The organism is Chania multitudinisentens RB-25 (assembly GCF_000520015.2).
Taxonomy (GTDB): Bacteria; Pseudomonadota; Gammaproteobacteria; order Enterobacterales; family Enterobacteriaceae; genus Chania; species Chania multitudinisentens.
The window spans coordinates 3,329,468-3,348,315 of record NZ_CP007044.2 but is presented as its reverse complement, the minus strand read 5'-3'; the positions used below and the strand labels follow the sequence as shown (position 1 = coordinate 3,348,315).

General features: G+C 49.4%; 17 protein-coding genes and 2 pseudogenes. 7 read left to right on the top strand and 12 right to left on the bottom strand.

Annotated features, from left to right (window positions below; translation table 11 throughout):
• Positions 1-15 precede the first annotated feature (15 nt).
• Positions 16-1,878, bottom strand: a complete 1,863-nt coding sequence (locus tag Z042_RS14575) for an IucA/IucC family protein (RefSeq protein ID WP_024910953.1) — start codon at positions 1,876-1,878, stop codon at positions 16-18.
• 212 nt (positions 1,879-2,090) lie between these two features.
• Between Z042_RS14575 and Z042_RS14570 the strand changes: the two genes are divergently transcribed.
• Positions 2,091-2,927 carry an HpcH/HpaI aldolase/citrate lyase family protein gene (locus Z042_RS14570; RefSeq protein WP_024910954.1) on the top strand — a complete coding sequence of 279 codons (837 nt, stop codon included), beginning with the start codon at positions 2,091-2,093 and terminating at the stop codon, positions 2,925-2,927.
• Between the two features lie 151 nt (positions 2,928-3,078).
• Here Z042_RS14570 and Z042_RS14565 read toward each other — a convergent pair whose 3' ends face one another.
• The 3 genes and pseudogenes from Z042_RS14565 to Z042_RS26050 all read right to left on the bottom strand — a co-directional run.
• Positions 3,079-3,861, bottom strand: coding sequence for an ABC transporter ATP-binding protein (locus Z042_RS14565; protein ID WP_024910955.1), 783 nt, complete (start codon positions 3,859-3,861; stop codon positions 3,079-3,081).
• Positions 3,861-4,889, bottom strand: coding sequence for a FecCD family ABC transporter permease (locus tag Z042_RS14560; RefSeq protein WP_037405946.1), 1,029 nt, complete (start codon positions 4,887-4,889; stop codon positions 3,861-3,863). The genes Z042_RS14565 and Z042_RS14560 overlap by 1 nt, the downstream gene beginning before the upstream one ends.
• Before the next feature lie 217 nt (positions 4,890-5,106).
• A pseudogene (locus Z042_RS26050) lies at positions 5,107-5,229 on the bottom strand (IS5 family transposase); the annotation flags it as partial.
• 5 nt (positions 5,230-5,234) lie between these two features.
• On the opposite strand from Z042_RS26050, the pseudogene Z042_RS26950 reads away from it, so the two are divergent.
• Positions 5,235-5,962: pseudogene (locus Z042_RS26950) on the top strand (IS5 family transposase); the annotation flags it as partial.
• A 175-nt stretch (positions 5,963-6,137) separates the two neighbouring features.
• Here Z042_RS26950 and Z042_RS14545 read toward each other — a convergent pair.
• Complete coding sequence (locus Z042_RS14545) at positions 6,138-6,677, bottom strand: DUF2058 domain-containing protein (protein WP_024910957.1); 540 nt, start codon at positions 6,675-6,677, stop codon at positions 6,138-6,140.
• Positions 6,678-6,815: 138 nt separating this feature from the next.
• A complete protein-coding gene (locus tag Z042_RS14540; RefSeq protein WP_024910958.1) occupies positions 6,816-7,919 on the bottom strand; it encodes a GGDEF domain-containing protein in 1,104 nt (367 codons plus the stop codon).
• Between the two features lie 185 nt (positions 7,920-8,104).
• Between Z042_RS14540 and Z042_RS14535 the strand changes: the two genes are divergently transcribed.
• Positions 8,105-8,590: a heme-degrading domain-containing protein gene (locus tag Z042_RS14535; protein WP_024910959.1), complete on the top strand. Its 486-nt coding sequence runs from the start codon at positions 8,105-8,107 to the stop codon at positions 8,588-8,590.
• 151 nt (positions 8,591-8,741) lie between these two features.
• Positions 8,742-10,433, top strand: coding sequence for a C4-dicarboxylic acid transporter DauA (gene dauA / locus Z042_RS14530; protein ID WP_024910960.1), 1,692 nt, complete (start codon positions 8,742-8,744; stop codon positions 10,431-10,433).
• Positions 10,434-10,487: 54 nt separating this feature from the next.
• On the opposite strand, the gene kdsA is transcribed toward dauA, so the two are convergent.
• The 6 genes from kdsA to hemA form a co-directional block, all read right to left on the bottom strand.
• Positions 10,488-11,342 (bottom strand): 3-deoxy-8-phosphooctulonate synthase, encoded by an 855-nt coding sequence (kdsA, locus tag Z042_RS14525; RefSeq protein ID WP_024910961.1) that lies wholly within the window; start codon positions 11,340-11,342, stop codon positions 10,488-10,490.
• Between the two features lie 88 nt (positions 11,343-11,430).
• Positions 11,431-12,240: an invasion regulator SirB1 gene (gene sirB1, locus Z042_RS14520; protein ID WP_024910962.1), complete on the bottom strand. Its 810-nt coding sequence runs from the start codon at positions 12,238-12,240 to the stop codon at positions 11,431-11,433.
• On the bottom strand, positions 12,237-12,638 hold the full coding sequence (locus Z042_RS14515; protein ID WP_024910963.1) for a SirB2 family protein: 402 nt from the start codon (positions 12,636-12,638) through the stop codon (positions 12,237-12,239). The genes sirB1 and Z042_RS14515 overlap by 4 nt, the downstream gene beginning before the upstream one ends.
• 12 nt (positions 12,639-12,650) lie before the next feature.
• On the bottom strand, positions 12,651-13,484 hold the full coding sequence (gene prmC / locus Z042_RS14510; RefSeq protein WP_024910964.1) for a peptide chain release factor N(5)-glutamine methyltransferase: 834 nt from the start codon (positions 13,482-13,484) through the stop codon (positions 12,651-12,653).
• Positions 13,484-14,569 (bottom strand): peptide chain release factor 1, encoded by a 1,086-nt coding sequence (gene prfA, locus Z042_RS14505; RefSeq protein ID WP_024910965.1) that lies wholly within the window; start codon positions 14,567-14,569, stop codon positions 13,484-13,486. The genes prmC and prfA overlap by 1 nt, the downstream gene beginning before the upstream one ends.
• 39 nt (positions 14,570-14,608) lie before the next feature.
• A complete protein-coding gene (hemA, locus tag Z042_RS14500; protein WP_024910966.1) occupies positions 14,609-15,865 on the bottom strand; it encodes a glutamyl-tRNA reductase in 1,257 nt (418 codons plus the stop codon).
• A gap of 256 nt (positions 15,866-16,121) precedes the next feature.
• Between hemA and lolB the strand changes: the two genes are divergently transcribed.
• From lolB to prs, 3 genes are all read left to right on the top strand, one after another.
• Positions 16,122-16,745, top strand: coding sequence for a lipoprotein insertase outer membrane protein LolB (lolB, locus tag Z042_RS14495; RefSeq protein WP_024910967.1), 624 nt, complete (start codon positions 16,122-16,124; stop codon positions 16,743-16,745).
• Positions 16,742-17,608, top strand: coding sequence for a 4-(cytidine 5'-diphospho)-2-C-methyl-D-erythritol kinase (ispE, locus tag Z042_RS14490; protein ID WP_024910968.1), 867 nt, complete (start codon positions 16,742-16,744; stop codon positions 17,606-17,608). The genes lolB and ispE overlap by 4 nt, the downstream gene beginning before the upstream one ends.
• A gap of 173 nt (positions 17,609-17,781) precedes the next feature.
• Entirely contained in the window at positions 17,782-18,729 is a 948-nt protein-coding gene (gene prs / locus Z042_RS14485; protein WP_024910969.1) for a ribose-phosphate diphosphokinase, read from the top strand.
• Positions 18,730-18,848 lie beyond the last annotated feature (119 nt).

Sequence of the window (18,848 nt, the reverse complement as noted above, 5' to 3'; positions counted from 1 at the left end):
CAAGGCTCCTGATCTTCAAGCCTGTAGCGGATTCTTCAATCCGTGCTGTACGCGGTAATCTGAATATTGCTGTAAATGCATTCTCATCAAGGAACGTGTGAACCAAGGCTGGCTCATAAAATACTCCCGTTCCTTCAACCAGAATTCATCCTCAAGGCGAGAACGTAATTCACTAAAGGTACGGTCAAGTTCTTCACCGATAATTCTCCAAAACTGATGATCGTCATTACCGTAAAGCCCGGTCAAACAAATGGCAACTTCGTGCAAATGGCTGACAAGACAGGCATCTACAACAAACGTTCTCACCGGTTCAATATCGTCTTCAAAAACGGTAGGTAATATGCCTGGCCAAGTATAAGGCACTAGATCATAACCTCTTTGACGAAGCGCAGGAGCCCAAATACGGCCATCACCAAAGTCCCTGATAAGCATTGCCTGCGCCCTACCATTTTCATCAAACAGGACCTGGGTATTTTGTTGATGAGCCTCCAAGGCGATGCCATATAGCAAGTACATCGCTATAACAGGTTTCAGTACCACACGCGCATAGTTGCGGAACCAGTCGCCAGGTGACTGCTTAGATAGCTCAATAAGTTCGCCTATCACTGGCAGAGGTTGGTGTGGCAGTGCGGTGAACAGCGTTGCAACCGTGATCGCCAAAGTATTATCGGTACGCTGCCAGGGTAATGTGCTCCGAAAGACAACCGAAAGATATTTGCCTTCTGAGTCATCTTTTCGTTCCCGATGTAGAAAATGCCAAGCAACTTCTTCGAGAAAACAATCCAGCGTACCGTCAAACCCGTTCTCTGCCTTTAAGATAGCCTCAATGACGGTACTGATTCGCGGCCCCATATGAATAGATTTAGCCTGTAGACTACGCATTTCACTGGTCATCCAGATCGCTACAGGTAATTTGATAAATGGCATTTGGGCAGACGCCGTTGGTAGCAGCGTTCTGAACGACATGGAGGGTGCCGTCTCAATGCCAGGGCCATCCGGCAAGAAAATGCCTGCTGCAATCTCTTTAGCGAAGTGTTCAGAAACCCAGTGTGTCAAGTGCCATGGATGCAATGGAAGCGGGAGCCATTCTTCAGGCGAATGCCCTTGATTTCTCAGCCACACGCACCAAACCGGCCAGATATCAGGGAAAGCATCAGCAAACCACTGGTGAGTATCTTGGATGTGGGGCATTTTTTCACAATATGTCATATCCGCTCGTAGCGCCCCTAAACGTAACGTAACCCGGGCACCAAACTCTGCGGAAAGATGTTCAATATCCCAATCACTTAATCCAGGGCGAGACTTCCAGGTAGGATAATAGGGATGCCCCTCTAGAGATCCCCATTGATCAAGAAAAGTAGCTGCTGCGTGCAAATTATTATTGCTTCTTACCCATTGAGTGAAAAATGTCTCGCCGCTCGTTTGCATGTTATGCGTAATGTGTTCACACCATTTTTTGCGATGTTTTCTTGCCAACCTGTCATTATGAATGCTATTGGCAACATCAAGATTGAATCGCTTGATTCCCTCATCCGTCGGGCTGAAATCCAATTCGTTTTTTAGAACATCAATGAGTTTCTCATGCGTTGAAACTTGGATTTCTTGCCCCGTAGACGACTCAAAAATAACGTCCCCTTTATTAATGAAAGTATTTGCTGGAAGGATGGTGATATTGTTGAAATGGAGCCAGGAAATACCGTCACTCAGCGGATATGACCCTGCCCCCTCATCTTTACAAATAATAAACCTGGAAACATCTAATAACTTCTCTGCAAAAAGACATCGAATTATTCTAGCCAGTGCATTACGCATCGAAAAATCAGGAATATTAGAGAATGTTGTCTCAACCTTACTGTAGATATCTTGCTGTTCTATCATTCTTCCTCTCAGAACCAGGATACTGGAATAGTATAGTCATATTTTTTCATATTTAGTTTAAAAGCAAACTAATGGTTTTTCATATTCCTTGAAAATTTCATAGTCATAAGCTAGCATCAAAATTCCTTAGTGTAAATGAAAATCATTATCAATTAAAAAGCAGTCGAATAATTTATGATTTGTTTATTATCAATCTATTATTGGTGACTATCATGAAAGAAGAAATGACATATCTGTTTGTGCCAGCGAATAGGAAAGATTTTTTTCCTAAAGCGTTAATATGTGGTACTGATGCGATTATCTTAGATTTGGAGGATTCCGTTCATCCTACGGAGAAGTCCTCTGGTAGAGAAAACATTATCGATTGGTTTCGTGAGTTTAAAGTTAAACCAGAAACCACAAAGATATATATCAGGGTTAATCATCCTGATAGTGGTTATTTTCGCCAAGATTTTGAGATGTTAACTTTGCTTTCTAGTACCGAGTTGACAGGAATTTTTATTCCTAAACTTGAACATAGTGACACGGTAGATAACATCCAGAAGTTGCTACCCAAATATCTGCAAGAGTGTTTATTGATAGGTATCATCGAAACTGCGTATGGGATATACAATTGTGAAAAGATTGCAACCAGCGGCATTGCCAGGATTGCATTTGGCTCCCTGGATTACTCACTCGATATAAATTGCCAGCAGTCACGGGATGCCCTTCTTTATGCACGAAGCCGAATTGTAGTCGCTTCACGTATTGCAGAGCTTCCTGCTCCTATTGATTGTGTCACACCAGAGTTTAGTAGCAATGATATCCTGACTGAAGATTCACTGCATGCCTCTTCACTGGGCTTTGGCGCAAAGCTATGCATACACCCCGAACAAATATTCGTGATATCCAGCGTTTTTTCACCAAGCAAAGAGAGAATACAATGGGCAAAGAAGGTAATTGAGCAGTCGCATGAAAACTATGCATTTCAAATAGAAGGCTCCATGATCGACTTACCCCTCATCAAGCTGGCGCGGCGCTTGCTTAAACAGAAAGATAAAGAATGTTAACTATACAAAAATACATTAATTCATATGAATCTTCCTGAGCACCAACAATCAACAAGATAAGCATTTTTAAACGCAAGATATTTTAGCCAGCCCCAAATTTAAGCGTTAACCGTCTTTAGGCGGTTGACTGATTATTTCTTATAAAAGGATATCAAACCGTGTTGACCAAGCCATCGACAAATACCTGCGCTATACCTTTTGAACAATACTCTACCCTGGCCTCTACACCGTATACCCTGGCTAAATGTTCTGGCGTAATGACCTGTTCTGGAAGACCATTCGCTATAAGCCTCCCCTGCTGCAACATCAATATATAATCACCATGCCGCAAGGCCAGATTAATATCATGTACCACGACGATTGTTGTTATGTTTCGTTGATAAGTTTCTCGTTGTAGTAACTCCATGACATGGAACTGATAATTAAGATCTAAAGCGCTGAGTGGTTCGTCCAGTAGCAATAGCGATGGTTGGCGAATGAGTGACTGAGCAAGCCCAACCATCTGTTTTTGACCACCGGAGAGTTCATCAAGATAACATATTGCTAAATGCTCAATGCCTAGCTGTTCCAGTAAATCCATTACCTCTGATTCACTGACTACGTTCTTATGGCTACCAGAAGCGCGTTGCGCCACAATAATTGACTCTACTACATTGAGGTGCACTCCCGCAGATAAAGCCTGTGGGAGATATACCACCAATTCGGCTCGACGTGAGAAAGGGAGAGAAATCAACTCATCAGTTCCCAACCATAATTTACCCGTTGCCGGGTTCAAACCAGCAAGGGATTTTAGCAACGTCGATTTACCACTCCCATTCGGCCCCAGTAAAACCGTAATTTTTCCTTGTGGCAGCATGGACACTGACAGATTGTCAATGATTGGACGTTTTGGGTATCCGGTCGATAAGCCTTCAATACAAAGCATGGGTGCCATTAAATCCGCCCCCTATTACGCAGAAGAATACCCAAAAAGAAGGGAACACCAACAAGTGATGTCACAATCCCCGCCGGGATAATGATGCCTGGAATAAGATTTTTTGAGGCTACTGAAGCCATTGATAACATTAATGCCCCCATTAACGCACTGGCGGGTAAATAGAAACGATGATCTTCCCCAACAATCATACGTGCAATATGAGGAGCAACCAGTCCGACAAAACCAATCGGCCCGACAAAAGCCACAGACACGGCAGAAATAATGCTGATACGCAGTAACGTGACTAACCTTAACCGGTGAACATCAATCCCAAAACTCATCGCACGCTCTTCTCCCAAACGTAATGCCGTTAATTTCCAGGCGTTCATCATTGATAGAGGTAACAAAGCGGCAACGATAACTAACAAGATAACGAGTTTCTCCCATGAGGCTCTAGCAAGACTTCCCATGGTCCAAAATACCAGCCCTTGCAATGTATCTTCACTGGCTATGAATTGCATCATAGACACAAGAGCATTGAATGTGAAAACCAGTGCGATGCCAAACAGGACTACTCCCGCAACAGAAACTCGCATCCACCTGGCCACCAGATCCAGCAATAGTGCTGCCAACAAAGCAAATACAAAAGCATTTGCAGAAATAAACCATTGTGCAGAGATTCCGGGAATACCTACCCCTAGTACGATAGCCAGCGCAGCACCAAACGCAGCAGCGGAAGATACGCCAAGGGTAAATGGGCTAGCTAATGGATTATTCAGTATCGTCTGCATTTCAGCCCCCGCTAACCCCAATGCCATGCCAACAACCACTGCCATTAAGGCGTAGGGTAAGCGAATATCCCAGACAATAACGCGAGAAGCACTATCCACGCTGGCAGGAAACAGCATGGTATTCCACAACGTAGATAATGGCAGACCTGAAGGCCCTATAGTAAAATCCAATAACAGAGAAGCAACGATAGCAAGAGCTAACATCGCCATGCAAAATAAGCGACGGCGCATAATATGTTGATGCTGGTTTAGCATACGAAAGCGGCAACTTTCACTGACGTCTGCCCGTAACTCAAATGCTTCTCTCATAACCCCTACTTCCTGTAATGATGAATGCGGTGAAAAAATACGTGATATCAATGATGCTAAAGCATGCCGCATCCCCCTCCACAAATGCAAATGGCAATTATTATCATTTGTAAATATTTGCTCATTTATCACTGAAACTTTTGTTTCCCCTAGGGTGTATCCCTTAACCCAATAATCGCTTTAAAAACAATCGAACAGAACCTAATTTAAGGATGCGCAGGTAATTTCTGGCCGTTTTCTTTGAGCGCGTGGCAATACAACGATGTTCTTTTAACATACCAAAGCAATAAGGCCGGTTGCCCTTATCTTGAGCACCGGCAAGTGATGTTGAGTGCTGTGTTCAGGAGCACCCTGGCGCGACCTGCCCGAACGTTATGGTCATTGGAAAACGATTTACAATCAGTTTAATCAGTGGTCCAGGGTTGGAATAATAAATCGCATTTTCAATAAATTACTTCAGATACTTGATGGAAAAAAGTTGATTGACTGGGATGCCATCGCGTTGGATGGCGGCCCTGAAAGCCGCTGCGGGCGCTTAAAAAAACACCCCAATGAACTAAAGGATCATGGGTTGGGTCGCTCTCGAGGTGGCTTTGGTACCAAAACCCATCTGTCGACAAATAGTACAGGATTACCACTAAGCTTTTGCCTGAGTGACGAACAAGCCCATGAGAGCAGATACGCGAAAACGTTGCTTAACCGAAAGTCGGCACCTTAAATCGCGGCCTAAAGCGGTACTGGCTGATAAGGGATACTCAAGCCAGACTTTGCGTAATCGACTAAAAATGAGAGGGAGAAAAGCCGTTATTCCTTTTAGGTCGCATGAAAAAGTCAGTCAGGATAAACGCCAAAAGCTCGATACTCTATTGTACAAAAAACGTACCGCTGTTGAATGCTGTTTTGCCAATCTTAAAGAATATCGTCGTATCGCTACCCGCTCGGAAAAAACAGCCAGAAATTCCTTTAACATGTTGAAATTGGGTGCTATCTGGTTATTTTTAAAACTCTTGTCAAATTAAATGACACAACCTAGCACAACGTTGCCGATCACTCCCATTGACATCCAGAAAAATAAAAAGCTGCTAGCATAAATACGATAAAAACGGGTAAGCCAAAACACATCAACCGGCTGAACATCAAATCTGTATAAAAGCCCCCCAGGGCTTTTATACATAAACATCTGCCAAACGTTAGTTACCACATCAAATCATCGGGCACTTTAAAATCGGCATACGGATCTTCTTCATCTTGTTCTTCATGGCTGAGCGCACTATTTAATACAATACTGTCCGCATCTCGCTGCGCAATTTTATCGGCTACGCTCGCTGGGATAATCGCATATTGACTCTCGCCGCTGCTGTCAACAACCAAACGAGCAATGGCGAGACGGCCACTAACCAGCTGAGCATGAGTAAGCTTATCCACACCGATTTTTTTAATTAAATTATTATCGGTGAAGTTAAAATCAATATCGCCTTTTGCAATATCGATTCTGTTCATTTCAATCAGCTGCTTCACCTGAGCTTTATATTCTTTCGATAAAACGGCTTGTTTTTGTTGTTCACTTAGCTGTTTATCACGCTCAAGTTGGGCTTTTTTATTCTCTTCCACAGCCTCTCTTGCCTCACGAGCCTGAACCCGTGATTTTTTAGCCGTTCTCTGGACTTTGGCCATTTTTTTGCTGGTCACTAATCCCGCTTTTAGCATCTGCTCTTGTAAGGTAAGTTTTGTCATCTTCGCTTCTAAACCCGTTGAATCATTTGTGGGGATTATACCTGTAATTTTTGGGGCTGCGCCAGATTGCAAGACTCACTGTGTAGCCTGAATTTTGCGGAACCATCAGAGGCGGCAACACAACGCCCCTCTGTAGATTCAACTTCCCTGCCTGAAACTATCCCCCAGCGGAGCCAACTGCATCAAGCGGCTACTCACCACGCGGTTTTTACCTCCGTGTTTGGCGTCATACAGTGCTTCATCGGTTATTTCTATCGCTTTATCCACCGCCATGCCGGGCAAAAACAGTGAGGTCCCGATAGAAATAGTCATGCGAATTTCATTGCCATCATCCGTTTTAAAGTGAAAGCTTTCTACCTTGCTGCGAATTCGCTCTGCCACCGCACCAATATGCTGTGGATCATAACTGGAAGTGATGACAATAAACTCCTCTCCCCCATAGCGCCCAACGAAATCTTCGTTACGCACGCTGTCTTGCAGAATGCCCCCCAAGCTGACCAACACGCTATCGCCTGCCAGATGCCCATAGGTGTCATTCACCCGTTTAAAATTGTCCAGATCCAGCATGATCAGGCCACAGGGCTGCCGCTGTGCATGCTGGATCATCATTTTATAATCAACGCTGGCACGATTATTAATATTGGTCAGGCTGTCCGTCGTCGCTTTATTACGCATAGAAAAGAAGGCATGCATATGGCGCTCTTTAAAATTCAAGGCATGGTAACAAATGCTCAAACAAAGCGCCGCAGCAGCCTGATAAAGCAGGATATCAGTCCACAACTCGCTCAGCTTGACCTGTGTACTGACAACGGCAATGCGGTATAGCGCAATAATGCCAATAGTGAGATAAAAGACGCCGTGCGATTTTTTCCGCCATACCGCAGATAACAACAACGGCAAAATGATCGAAGCAATAAACAGGTTATCGAGTGTAAAACCGCCGGTAAAAAAGAAACTGACCAGATAGCAGACTACTCCGCTGACTCCGCCACCAAAAAAAGTGGCCAGAATCATTGGGATCATGCCAAAGCTATAGTAAACCCCGCCGGCCAGCTCAAGCCGATCCTGGTTCAGATAAAGCACCACCAAACCGGCAAGGACGCCAAACAATACCCGCCGCCATAGTTCAGACTGAGAAGAAAACGGCACATTTTTACTCAAAGCAAAATAGCTCAACGAAAGCGTGGCATAAATAATGCAAGTATCGCTGTAGAAAGCAGATATTGAGGCTATATAGGTCATAAATACTCAGCATGCTCCAGAAAGGCAACCGGATAATGGTCAGGTTGTTTCAAACTAAAAATCCTTATCCCACAAGCCGTGGCTGCTTAAGCTAATAATAGAGTAGCAGTTCTACGTTATTATTAGGTTGAGCCCCACACTTAGATCAAGATAGCCCGTTATCAACCACGCTCAAGGTAAACATCATGAATATTGAGGATGACTTGCAAACATTGGCCATGCAGGAAACGACTCTCACCTTCCATCATTTTGATCACACCATCGCGTGGGAATTAGGGATGGCGCTGAAAATAGCCGCTGAACAGCGCCGTCTAGCTATAACGATTGAAATCCAGCTTGCCGGGCGCACGCTGTTTTACTACGCCATGCAGGGCACCACGCCGGATAGTGCTGACTGGGTTCGCCGCAAACGCAACGTCGTCAATCATTTCCATAAAAGCTCCTACGCCGTTGGTCTGCGTCTGCAACAACGCCAGATCACCTTGGAAGAGAGATATGGTCTTGACACCCGCGACTATGCGGCCCATGGCGGCGCATTCCCTGTCAATCTGGCTGGCATTGGCTGTATAGGTTCGATTGCGATATCCGGTTCCCCACAGCGTGAAGATCATAATCTGTTAGTGGATACCCTGGCGCATTTTCTCGGCTTATCTTTGCCAGCCATTCACTAAGAAGCAGTTTAACTTTCCCCATTTATAGCTGCATTGATACAAATCTAGGTATCTACCAGCAGAAAGAGCTATGGTATCTCTCAGCTATTCGAGACGGACCTCATCTGGCCCGCCATTCCTTTTTCTTTCCTCGATTTGGTTTGCAACTTAGATGAAAACGCACGAAATTAACGGCATTCGCCCCTTCAGCGCACTGATTGATGCCTGCTGGCGGGAACCTTATTCTCTGCAACGCCTGCTGAAAGATGCGATTGCCGGAGTGACCGTTGGTATTATCGCCATCCCACTGGCGATGGCGCTCGCCATTGCCAGCGGTGTTCCACCGCAGTATGGGCTCTATACCTCGGCGATTGCCGGGATCGTGATCGCCATCAGCGGTGGTTCACGCTATAGCGTTTCCGGCCCGACCGCGGCTTTTGTGGTCATTTTATACCCGGTGTCGCAGCAATTTGGGCTTTCTGGTTTATTGATTGCCACCATGATGTCGGGCCTGTTTCTGCTGCTGATGGGGTTGGCGCGCTTTGGCCGCCTGATTGAATATATCCCACTGTCCGTCACGCTGGGTTTTACTTCCGGGATTGCCATCACCATTGCCACCATGCAAGTGAAGGATTTTTTTGGTTTATCACTGGCAGAAGTGCCAGAAAACTATGTCGGCAAGGTATCTGCCCTATTGCACGCCCTGCCCACCTTGGATTTTGGTGATACGCTGATCGGCGTAGTCACCCTGTTAACCCTCATTTTCTGGCCGAAGTTGGGGTTGCGTATTCCTGGCCATCTGCCCGCCTTGCTGGCGGGAACCACCGTTATGGCGATTCTGGCCCTGTTCGACCACCAGGTGGCGACTATTGGTTCCCGTTTCAGTTTCCAACTGGCCGACGGCAGCCAAGGCCAGGGCATCCCCCCCATTCTGCCGCAGTGGGTCTTACCCTGGGATCTGCCTGCCAGCGGCGGCAAACAGATGGAACTGAGCTGGCATATGCTTTCTGCGCTGTTACCTGCCGCGTTTTCCATGGCAATGCTTGGCGCTATTGAATCGCTGCTATGTGCCGTGGTGCTGGATGGGATGACCGGTAAAAAACACAACTCCAATACCGAACTGATTGGCCAAGGCGTGGGGAACATGGTCGCCCCGTTTTTTGGCGGCATTACCGCCACCGCAGCCATTGCCCGCTCGGCGGCTAACGTGCGGGCAGGTGCCACTTCCCCCATTTCCGCCGTTATCCATGCGCTGCTGGTGCTGCTGGCCTTACTGGTGCTGGCACCCTGGCTGTCTTATCTGCCGCTGGCCGCCATGGCTTCGCTGTTGCTGATCGTCGCATGGAATATGAGCGAAGCACATAAGGTGGTTTATCTGCTGCGGCGGGCACCGAAAGACGACATTCTGGTGATGCTGTTGTGTATGTCGCTGACGGTTCTGTTTGATATGGTGATCGCCATTACCGTGGGTATTGTGCTCGCATCGCTGCTGTTTATGCGCCGTATTGCACGCATGACACGTTTGAGCGAACTGAGCGCGGCCGATGACCGCCTGGTGCTGCGGGTCAATGGCCCACTGTTCTTCGCCGCCGCTGAGCGTATTTTCAACGAGATACTGTTACGCAGCGAAGATTATCACACCGTTATATTGCAGTGGGATGCGGTGCCGGTGCTGGATGCCGGGGGGTTGAGTGCGCTACAGCGTTATATTGATACGCTGCCCGCCGGTAAGCAGTTGCTGATCACCGATATTCCATTCCAACCGCTGAAAACGCTGGCGCGTGCCCATATGCGGCCCATCGAAGGTAAACTGCATTTCTACCCCACGCTGCCAGAAGCTTTGGCCGCGCTTGACGCTCAATAAACAGCAAGGCCCGGCACAAAATCTGCCGGGCCTTGTTTGTTCACCAAGCGCAATTTAATTACTGGTATCCAGCTCTGGGAAGCTTTTCACCAGTTCATCAATCGCTTTCATCTGCACCAGGAACGGTTCCAGCTTATCCAGCGGCAATGCAGACGGGCCATCGCATTTGGCGCTGTTCGGTTCCGGGTGGGCTTCAATAAACAACCCTGCCAGCCCCACCGCCATGCCCGCACGCGCCAGCTCGGTGACCTGCGCACGGCGGCCACCGGAAGCAGCGCCAAAGGGATCGCGGGTTTGCAACGCGTGGGTCACGTCGAAAATCACCGGATGGCCGCCGGTGACATTCTTCATCACGTTGATACCCAGCATATCAACCACCAGATTGTCGTAGCCGAAATTGCTGCCGCGATCGCACAAAATAACCTGATCGTTACCGCCTTCTTTGAATTTATCGACGATATTGCTCATTTGCCCCGGGCTGACGAACTGGGGTTTTTTCACGTTAATCACCGCACCGGTTTTAGCCATAGCCTCCACCAAATCGGTCTGGCGGGCCAGAAAAGCCGGTAACTGGATCACATCCACCACTTCAGAAACCGGCTGCGCCTGCGCCGCCTCATGCACATCGGTGATCACTTTCACGCCGAAGGTGTGTTTGATTTCCTGAAATATTTTCATTCCCTCTTCCAGACCTGGGCCACGGTACGAATGGATAGAAGAACGGTTGGCTTTATCAAAAGAGGCTTTGAAAACGTAAGGAATGCCCAGTTTTTGCGTTACGGTGACATAGTGTTCGCAGATACGCATCGCTAAATCACGCGACTCAAGCACGTTCATACCGCCAAACAGCACAAACGGCAGGTCGTTCGCTACGTTGATATCACCAATGCTAATTACTTTCTGTTTCATGCTTGCGCCTTTGTTGATGATCTACCCTTAATGCTTGCAGTTGCAGGTAACCGGCGACTACACGCTTTTCAGGTATCAATCGGAGTCACTAATGCAGCGTAACCTGTTTCATCTCAATGGAGTGGATCTGGATTTTAATCACTTCACTGACGGGGTCTTCAGGACACTGCTCAACAAAATAGTTAAGATCGGAAATCGCGATATGGTTGCATTCCAATTGTGCGTAGATCAGCCCGCGATCACGGATTTCATACGGATCATCCGGGTCAAAGCTCAACACGGTTTCACTGACTCGCAGCGCCATCTCCATCTGCTTCTCTTCCATTAAAGCGGCTTTCAGCGTGTCCAGCATCTTGCGCACCACCAGGATGTTTTCTGATTCATCCAGATCGTCATCCTCCAGTTCCGCCCCTGGGCCCAAATTGCCTTTCAGCCACACTTCCAACTGGTGTTCGTTCAGCGTTTCACCATTCAGCGGGTTGATCAGCCACATCTCTTCATCCAGCCAATCAGCACGCAGGATTAACTGCGTAGGGAAAATCACCGGCATCAGCGGTATATCAATCTGTTGAGCGATAAACAGAAAGATCGCCCCTAATGAAACCGGCGTGCCCTGCCGCGCTTCCAGCACTTTATCCAGCCAGATAGCATCCGACAGCCGGTAAACGCCGCCAGCCCCACCAAAGCCCCAGGTTTTAAAAAACAATTCAATGAGCGCATCCAACTGCTGATCCTGACCAAGATCGTCTGGAATAACCGCCCGCGCTTCATCGGCCAATTGCTGCAACTTGCGCCCCACTTCAGCAGCCGGAAAATCGCGCCGGATAGCTTGTGACACCAGGATCACGCCTTCGCTCAAGGGGGAAGTGTTAAATTCAAAATCAGCAATGCTACTCATAGGTATCCCATCAAAAACGGTATTTTTGTCGTGGCAAGTTTCATTATCAGATACAAGCAGCCCAGTGCCAGAACAAACGCCAACACACGCACATTCCAACTTTTAGTCTTTTTACCTAATGCGACGTAACCCAGCAGGATGTAGATAATAACGCCAAACAGCTTCTCGGTCAGCCATGAGTCCATCCCCAACAAAGGGTAAAGCTTGAACATCACCACCAACGCCACCCCGGATAACAGCAACAGCGTATCATTGATATGAGGAGCTATCTTCACCCAACGTTGCTGCATCATAGCCGAGTCGCGCCATTTCCAGAGGAAACGCAGTACAAACAGGGTAATACTAACGGCTACCGTCAATAAATGCAGATATTTTAACGCCATGTAAGCTGCCATCATGCTTCCTTATTCTTATTGTGTTTTTTGGCCCAGAGTCACCCGATCGTTGCCGCCATAATCGCGGCAGGTTTCAATAGCAGAAAAACCGGCGTCCTTCAGCAATGCGCGCACGCTTTCCCCTTGTTGCCAGCCATGTTCCAGCAATAGCCAACCCTTTGGTTGTAAGTGCTCCGGCGCATGCTGCACAATCACCGCCAGATCGGCCAGCCCTTGCTGGGCAGCTACCAGCGCGCTGCTCGGTTCAAAGCGTACATCACCTTGCAGCAGATGGGGGTCGTTCTCATCAATATAGGGTGGATTACTGGCAATCAGTGCAAACTGTTGCCCGGCAACCGGCGTAAACCAACTGCCCTGTTTGAAGTAGGCATTGTCAATCGCCAGTTTCTGCGCATTATGCTGCGCCAGCGTAACGGCGCCAGGCTGTAGATCGATCCCCACAACCTGGCAGTCTGGCCGTTCGCTGGCCAGCGCCAGCGCAATCGCACCGGTGCCCGTGCCGAGATCAAGAATCGCGCACGGCTGCGCTGGCAAACGCTGCAACGCCAGTTCCACCAGGCATTCGGTATCTGGGCGCGGGATCAAGGTGGCAGGCGAAACCGATAAAGGCAACGACCAGAACTCACGTTCGCCCACCAGATACGCCACCGGTTCACCACGCTCGCGGCGCATCAACAACGTTGCCAATTGCTCGGTTTGCTGTGGCGTCAGCAGGGTTTCGCCAAACGCCATTAGAAAAGTGCGGGTGCGGCCGGTAACAAAACCCAGCAGGATTTCCGCATCACGCTTAGCGCTTTCACTGCCCGCCAAACGGACAACGGCGGTTTTCAGCCAGGTTTGATAATCCATTACTCAGGCTCTGCCGACAGCGCGGCCAACTGATCGGCCTGATACTCCTGCACGATCGGCTGAATCAGCATGTCCAGCTTACCTTCCATCACTTCGTCCAGGCGGTATAAGGTCAGGTTGATGCGGTGATCGGTCACCCGCCCCTGTGGGAAGTTATAGGTACGGTTGCGGTCGGAACGATCCCCACTGCCCAGCAGGTTGCGGCGGGTAGAGGCTTCTTCCAACTGGCGTTTCGCCACTTCGGCAGCGCGGATGCGTGCGCCAAGCACCGACATCGCTTTGGCTTTGTTCTTGTGCTGCGAACGCTCATCCTGGCATTCCACCACAATACCGGTTGGCAAGTGAGTAATACGGATCGCCGAATCGGTGGTGTTAACGTGCTGACCACCCGCTCCCGATGAACGGAATGTATCAATTCTCAGATCGCTTGGGCTGATATCCGGCAATTCAGCTTCTGGCACTTCGGGCATAACGGCTACCGTACAAGCAGAAGTATGAATGCGGCCCTGGGATTCGGTTTCCGGTACGCGTTGCACACGGTGCCCGCCCGATTCAAATTTCAATTGGCCGTAAACCCCATCGCCAGAAATCTTGGCGATCACCTCTTTGTAGCCGCCATGTTCACCGTCGTTGGCGCTCATTATTTCAACGCGCCAGCGGCGCGCTTCAGCATAACGGCTGTACATGCGGAATAGGTCACCGGCAAAAATGGCGGCCTCATCGCCGCCGGTGCCAGCGCGCACCTCAAGGAAGCAACTGCGCTCATCATCAGGGTCCTTCGGCAACAGCAACACTTGCAGTTGCTGTTCCAATTCCTCCGTCGCCGCTTTGGCCTGCTTCAACTCTTCCTGTGCCATTTCGCGCATTTCAGGATCGTCCAGCATCATTTCTGCCGTGCTGAGATCGTCTTGTATCTGCCGCCATTCCAGAAAACAGCGGCTGACATCCGTCAACTGTGCGTATTCACGTGACAAACTGCGAAACCGATCCTGATCGGCAATCACACCGGCATCCCCGAGCAGTGCCTGCACTTCTTCATGGCGCTCTTGTAACGCTTCCAGTTTGGCAACGATAGAAGGTTTCATGCGTGGTTTTAAACCTTGTTGATAAGAGAAAACGAAATGCTAATCCAGCCCGAGGCTGTCGCGTAAAATATGTAACCGCTCCATGTCACCATCGCTGGCGGCCTGTTGGAGGGATTTAGTAGGGGCATGAATAAGACGATTGGTCAATTTGTGGGCCAACTCATGGATCACTTGCTCCACATCAGCGCCCTGCGCAATAGCCGCCAGCGCCTTAGATTCCATTTCTGCACGAACCTGATCGGCCTGCGAGCGATAGTCGCGAATGGTTTCCGTCGCCCCCTGCGAACGCAGCCAGCTCATGAAATTGCTGCTTTCCTGCTGAACAATTGATTCGGCCTGCACGGCCGCCGCCTGACGCTGGGCCAGATTGTTTTGAATAATAGCCTGCAAATCGTCCACGCTGTACAGATAAGCGTTGGCCAGTTTGCCAACTTCCGGCTCAATATCGCGTGGCACAGCAATATCCACCAGCAACATCGGCTGGTTACGGCGCGCTTTCAACGCACGCTCAACCATTCCTTTGCCGATAATCGGCAACGGGCTGGCGGTAGAACTGATGATAATATCGGCATCAGCCAGACGTTCATCGATTTCTGGCAGCGTGATCACTTCGGCACCCACTTCTTCTGCCAACAACTGCGCCCGCTCACGGGTACGGTTAGCGATGAGCATCCGCTTCACTTTGTGTTCACGCAGATGGCGTGCCACCAGTTCAATGGTTTCCCCCGCCCCCACCAACAGCACATTGAGTTCAGCTAAGGATTCAAAAATCTGGCGCGCTAAAGTACAGGCCGCAAAAGCAACGGAAACCGCGCTGGCACCAATTTCAGTTTCGGTGCGCACGCGCTTGGCAACAGAAAAGGATTTTTGGAATAAGCGTTCCAGCTCACCAGAAAGTGATTGACCGCGCTGTGATTCGGCAAAGGCTTTTTTCACCTGCCCCAGAATTTGCGGTTCGCCCAATACCAGCGAATCCAGCCCGCTGGCAACGCGCATCAGATGGCTGACGGCATCATTACCCTGGTGCCAATACAGACTTTTGGTGAGATCTTCCGGGCGCAGATGATGGTATTCACACAGCCAGGCAACCAGTTGTTCGCGCATGTGCTCCTGCTGTTCCACGCTAAGATACAGCTCGGTGCGGTTACAGGTGGACAACACCACACCGCCCTGCACCAACGGTTGCTGGAGCAAGCTATGTAACGCTTGTTCGATAGACTCTGGGGAGAAGGTTACCCGTTCTCGCAGAGAAACCGGTGCGGTTTTGTGGTTAATACCTAACGCAAGCAGAGTCATTGCTTCGAATAATACTTATCTTGGTACGGGTTCTTATTGGGTGGCATTCTACTTGATGAGCGCAGGCAATAAAAGTAACAACCGCATCTTCCCCCCAATCGCTGGTATAGTTATTTCTTTCGTTGCAATCCCTCCAAAAGGCTTTATTAATTCGAGTTGCAGGTTGCAATAACATTATTGACGCAGGGCTGCTCCCCCGCTAGCGTGAGCGGTAAATATCTTCGTGCCCGCAAGGACAAAAGGACAACCAAAAGTGATGCCTATCCGCAACGTTAATCTGCTCCGCCTGATTCCATTGGCCAGCCTGGTACTGGTTGGCTGTACCCTGACCCAGCCCAGCGGCCCGGCAACCAGCCCCACCTCACCGCAGTGGCGTGCCCATGAACAGGCCGTACAACAGCTTGAGCAATACCAGACCCGCGGCGCTTTCGCTTATCTATCCGATCAGAAGAAAGTGTATGCCCGCTTCTTTTGGCAACAATATGCCCCTGAGCGCTATCGTCTGCTGCTGACGAACCCACTTGGCAGCACCGAACTGGAATTGAACGTACAGAAAGAGGTGGTACAACTGACCGATAACCAGGGTAAACGCTATAACAGCGACAACCCTGAAGACATGATCCGCAAATTAACCGGCATGGATATTCCTCTGAACAATCTGCGCCAATGGATACTGGGACTGCCGGGTGAGGCTACCGACTTCACGCTTGACCAGCAGTACCGCCTGAGCAAACTGACTTATCAGCAAGGCGATCTCACCTGGGTGGTCACTTATCAGGATTACAATACCGACCTGCAACCACCGTTACCCAGCCGCCTTGAACTGCAACAGGGTGACCAGCGCATCAAACTGAAAATGGATAACTGGACGCTTAAATGATTCACCAGTGGCCTTCCCCGGCAAAACTCAACCTGTTTCTCTATATTACTGGCCGCCGTGCAGACGGCTACCATCAACTGCAAACGCTGTTCCAGTTTTTAGACTATGGCGATACGTTGACTATTACGCCGCGCCAGGATGACAACATCCATTTATTAACGCCGATTGATGGCGTGCCGGATGAACAGAACCTGATCGTGCGGGCAGCCCGCTTATTGCAGCATTATTGCGCCGAACACGCGCTGGTGACGGCTGTGCGCGGCGCTGATATCCGCATTGAAAAACGCCTGCCGATGGGCGGCGGATTAGGCGGGGGATCATCCAACGCAGCCACGGTACTGATCGCACTGAACGAACTTTGGCAATGTGGCTTGCATGACGATCAACTGGCAGAGATAGGCCTGACTCTTGGAGCCGATGTGCCCGTTTTTGTCCGTGGGCATGCGGCGTTTGCCGAAGGCATCGGTGAACAGCTGCAACCGGCTTATCCCGCAGAAAAATGGTATCTGGTGGCTCATCCCGGTGTCAGTATCCCCACCCCATTGATTTTTAACGACCCAGAATTAAAAAGAAACACCCCGGTTCGCCCGCTGAGTGCCCTGTTGCAGGCGCCTTACGCAAATGATTGCGAACCGATTGCAAGAAAACGTTTTCGCGAGGTTGAACAGCTTCTTTCATGGCTGTTACAATACGCGCCGTCACGCCTGACTGGTACTGGTGCTTGTGTGTTTGCAGAGTTCGACACAGAAATCGCCGCCCTTCAGGTGTTAAATCAAGCCCCGACCTGGTTGCGTGGATTTGTAGCGCGCGGCGTTAACGTCTCGCCACTACATCGCATCCGTTCCGGGCAGCAGGAATTGTAGCCTAACGTTGTGTTATGCAGAGTCGTTGTTATCTGGCTTCGCTGTCTTTGCGTTGGCTGCGGTTCTATTTAGTTTTACATACCCGTATGGTTATTGCGCCGGCGTCACCAACTGCCCCTAGGTGAAAGCCGCCTGACAATACCTTCTCTGGACGCAAGCCTGAGGTTCTTCTCGTGCCTGATATGAAGCTTTTTGCTGGTAACGCCACCCCGGAACTAGCACAACGTATTGCCAACCGTTTGTACACCAGCCTTGGTGACGCCGCTGTAGGTCGTTTTAGCGACGGCGAAGTCAGCGTGCAAATCAACGAAAATGTACGCGGCGGTGATATTTTCATCATCCAGTCCACCTGTGCACCGACCAACGACAACCTGATGGAACTGGTTGTGATGGTCGATGCCCTGCGTCGCGCCTCCGCAGGTCGTATTACTGCTGTTATCCCTTACTTCGGTTATGCCCGCCAGGATCGCCGCGTGCGTTCCGCACGTGTGCCAATCACGGCCAAAGTTGTTGCTGATTTCCTCTCCAGTGTCGGGGTTGACCGCGTACTGACGGTGGATCTGCATGCTGAACAGATCCAAGGCTTCTTTGATGTCCCGGTAGATAACGTGTTCGGCAGCCCGATCCTGCTGGAAGATATGTTGCAGCAGAATCTGGTGAATCCAATTGTGGTTTCTCCTGATATCGGTGGCGTTGTGCGTGCGCGCGCTATTGCCAAACTGCTGAATGATACTGATATGGCTATCATTGATAAACGTCGCCCGCGCGCCAACGTTTCTCAGGTGATGCACATTATCGGGGATGTCGCAGGCCGTGACTGCGTGCTGGTAGACGATATGATCGATACCGGCGGTACTTTATGTAAAGCGGCTGAAGCGTTGAAAGAGCGCGGTGCCAAGCGCGTATTTGCTTACGCAACGCACCCCATTTTCTCCGGTAATGCCGTGGACAACATCAAGCACTCGGTAATTGATGAAGTGATCATCTGTGACACCATTCCGTTGTCAGCAGAGATCAAAGCATTGAAAAACGTGCGCACTTTGACGTTGTCCGGCATGCTGGCTGAAGCTATTCGCCGTATCAGCAATGAAGAGTCAATATCTGCCATGTTTGAGCATTAATCCTCTGCCCGGTGCAGCTAACTGCTGCGCCGCGTCTGTTGATTAAATGGCAGGAAACAAAAAACCCGTTGAAGCGCTGCCAACAACGGGTTTTTTACTTATTATGCAACATAACTTCG

Bases quoted from the DNA above. Each gene is read 5' to 3' on its own strand.
- Z042_RS14575 (WP_024910953.1), bottom strand. From the start codon at position 1,878: ATGATAGAACAGCAAGATATCTACAGTAAGGTTGAGACAACATTCTCT.
- Z042_RS14570 (WP_024910954.1), top strand. From the start codon at position 2,091: ATGAAAGAAGAAATGACATATCTGTTTGTGCCAGCGAATAGGAAAGAT.
- Z042_RS14565 (WP_024910955.1), bottom strand. From the start codon at position 3,861: ATGGCACCCATGCTTTGTATTGAAGGCTTATCGACCGGATACCCAAAA.
- Z042_RS14560 (WP_037405946.1), bottom strand. From the start codon at position 4,889: ATGCTAAACCAGCATCAACATATTATGCGCCGTCGCTTATTTTGCATG.
- Z042_RS14545 (WP_024910957.1), bottom strand. From the start codon at position 6,677: ATGACAAAACTTACCTTACAAGAGCAGATGCTAAAAGCGGGATTAGTG.
- Z042_RS14540 (WP_024910958.1), bottom strand. From the start codon at position 7,919: ATGACCTATATAGCCTCAATATCTGCTTTCTACAGCGATACTTGCATT.
- Z042_RS14535 (WP_024910959.1), top strand. From the start codon at position 8,105: ATGAATATTGAGGATGACTTGCAAACATTGGCCATGCAGGAAACGACT.
- dauA (WP_024910960.1), top strand. From the start codon at position 8,742: ATGAAAACGCACGAAATTAACGGCATTCGCCCCTTCAGCGCACTGATT.
- kdsA (WP_024910961.1), bottom strand. From the start codon at position 11,342: ATGAAACAGAAAGTAATTAGCATTGGTGATATCAACGTAGCGAACGAC.
- sirB1 (WP_024910962.1), bottom strand. From the start codon at position 12,240: ATGAGTAGCATTGCTGATTTTGAATTTAACACTTCCCCCTTGAGCGAA.
- Z042_RS14515 (WP_024910963.1), bottom strand. From the start codon at position 12,638: ATGATGGCAGCTTACATGGCGTTAAAATATCTGCATTTATTGACGGTA.
- prmC (WP_024910964.1), bottom strand. From the start codon at position 13,484: ATGGATTATCAAACCTGGCTGAAAACCGCCGTTGTCCGTTTGGCGGGC.
- prfA (WP_024910965.1), bottom strand. From the start codon at position 14,569: ATGAAACCTTCTATCGTTGCCAAACTGGAAGCGTTACAAGAGCGCCAT.
- hemA (WP_024910966.1), bottom strand. From the start codon at position 15,865: ATGACTCTGCTTGCGTTAGGTATTAACCACAAAACCGCACCGGTTTCT.
- lolB (WP_024910967.1), top strand. From the start codon at position 16,122: ATGCCTATCCGCAACGTTAATCTGCTCCGCCTGATTCCATTGGCCAGC.
- ispE (WP_024910968.1), top strand. From the start codon at position 16,742: ATGATTCACCAGTGGCCTTCCCCGGCAAAACTCAACCTGTTTCTCTAT.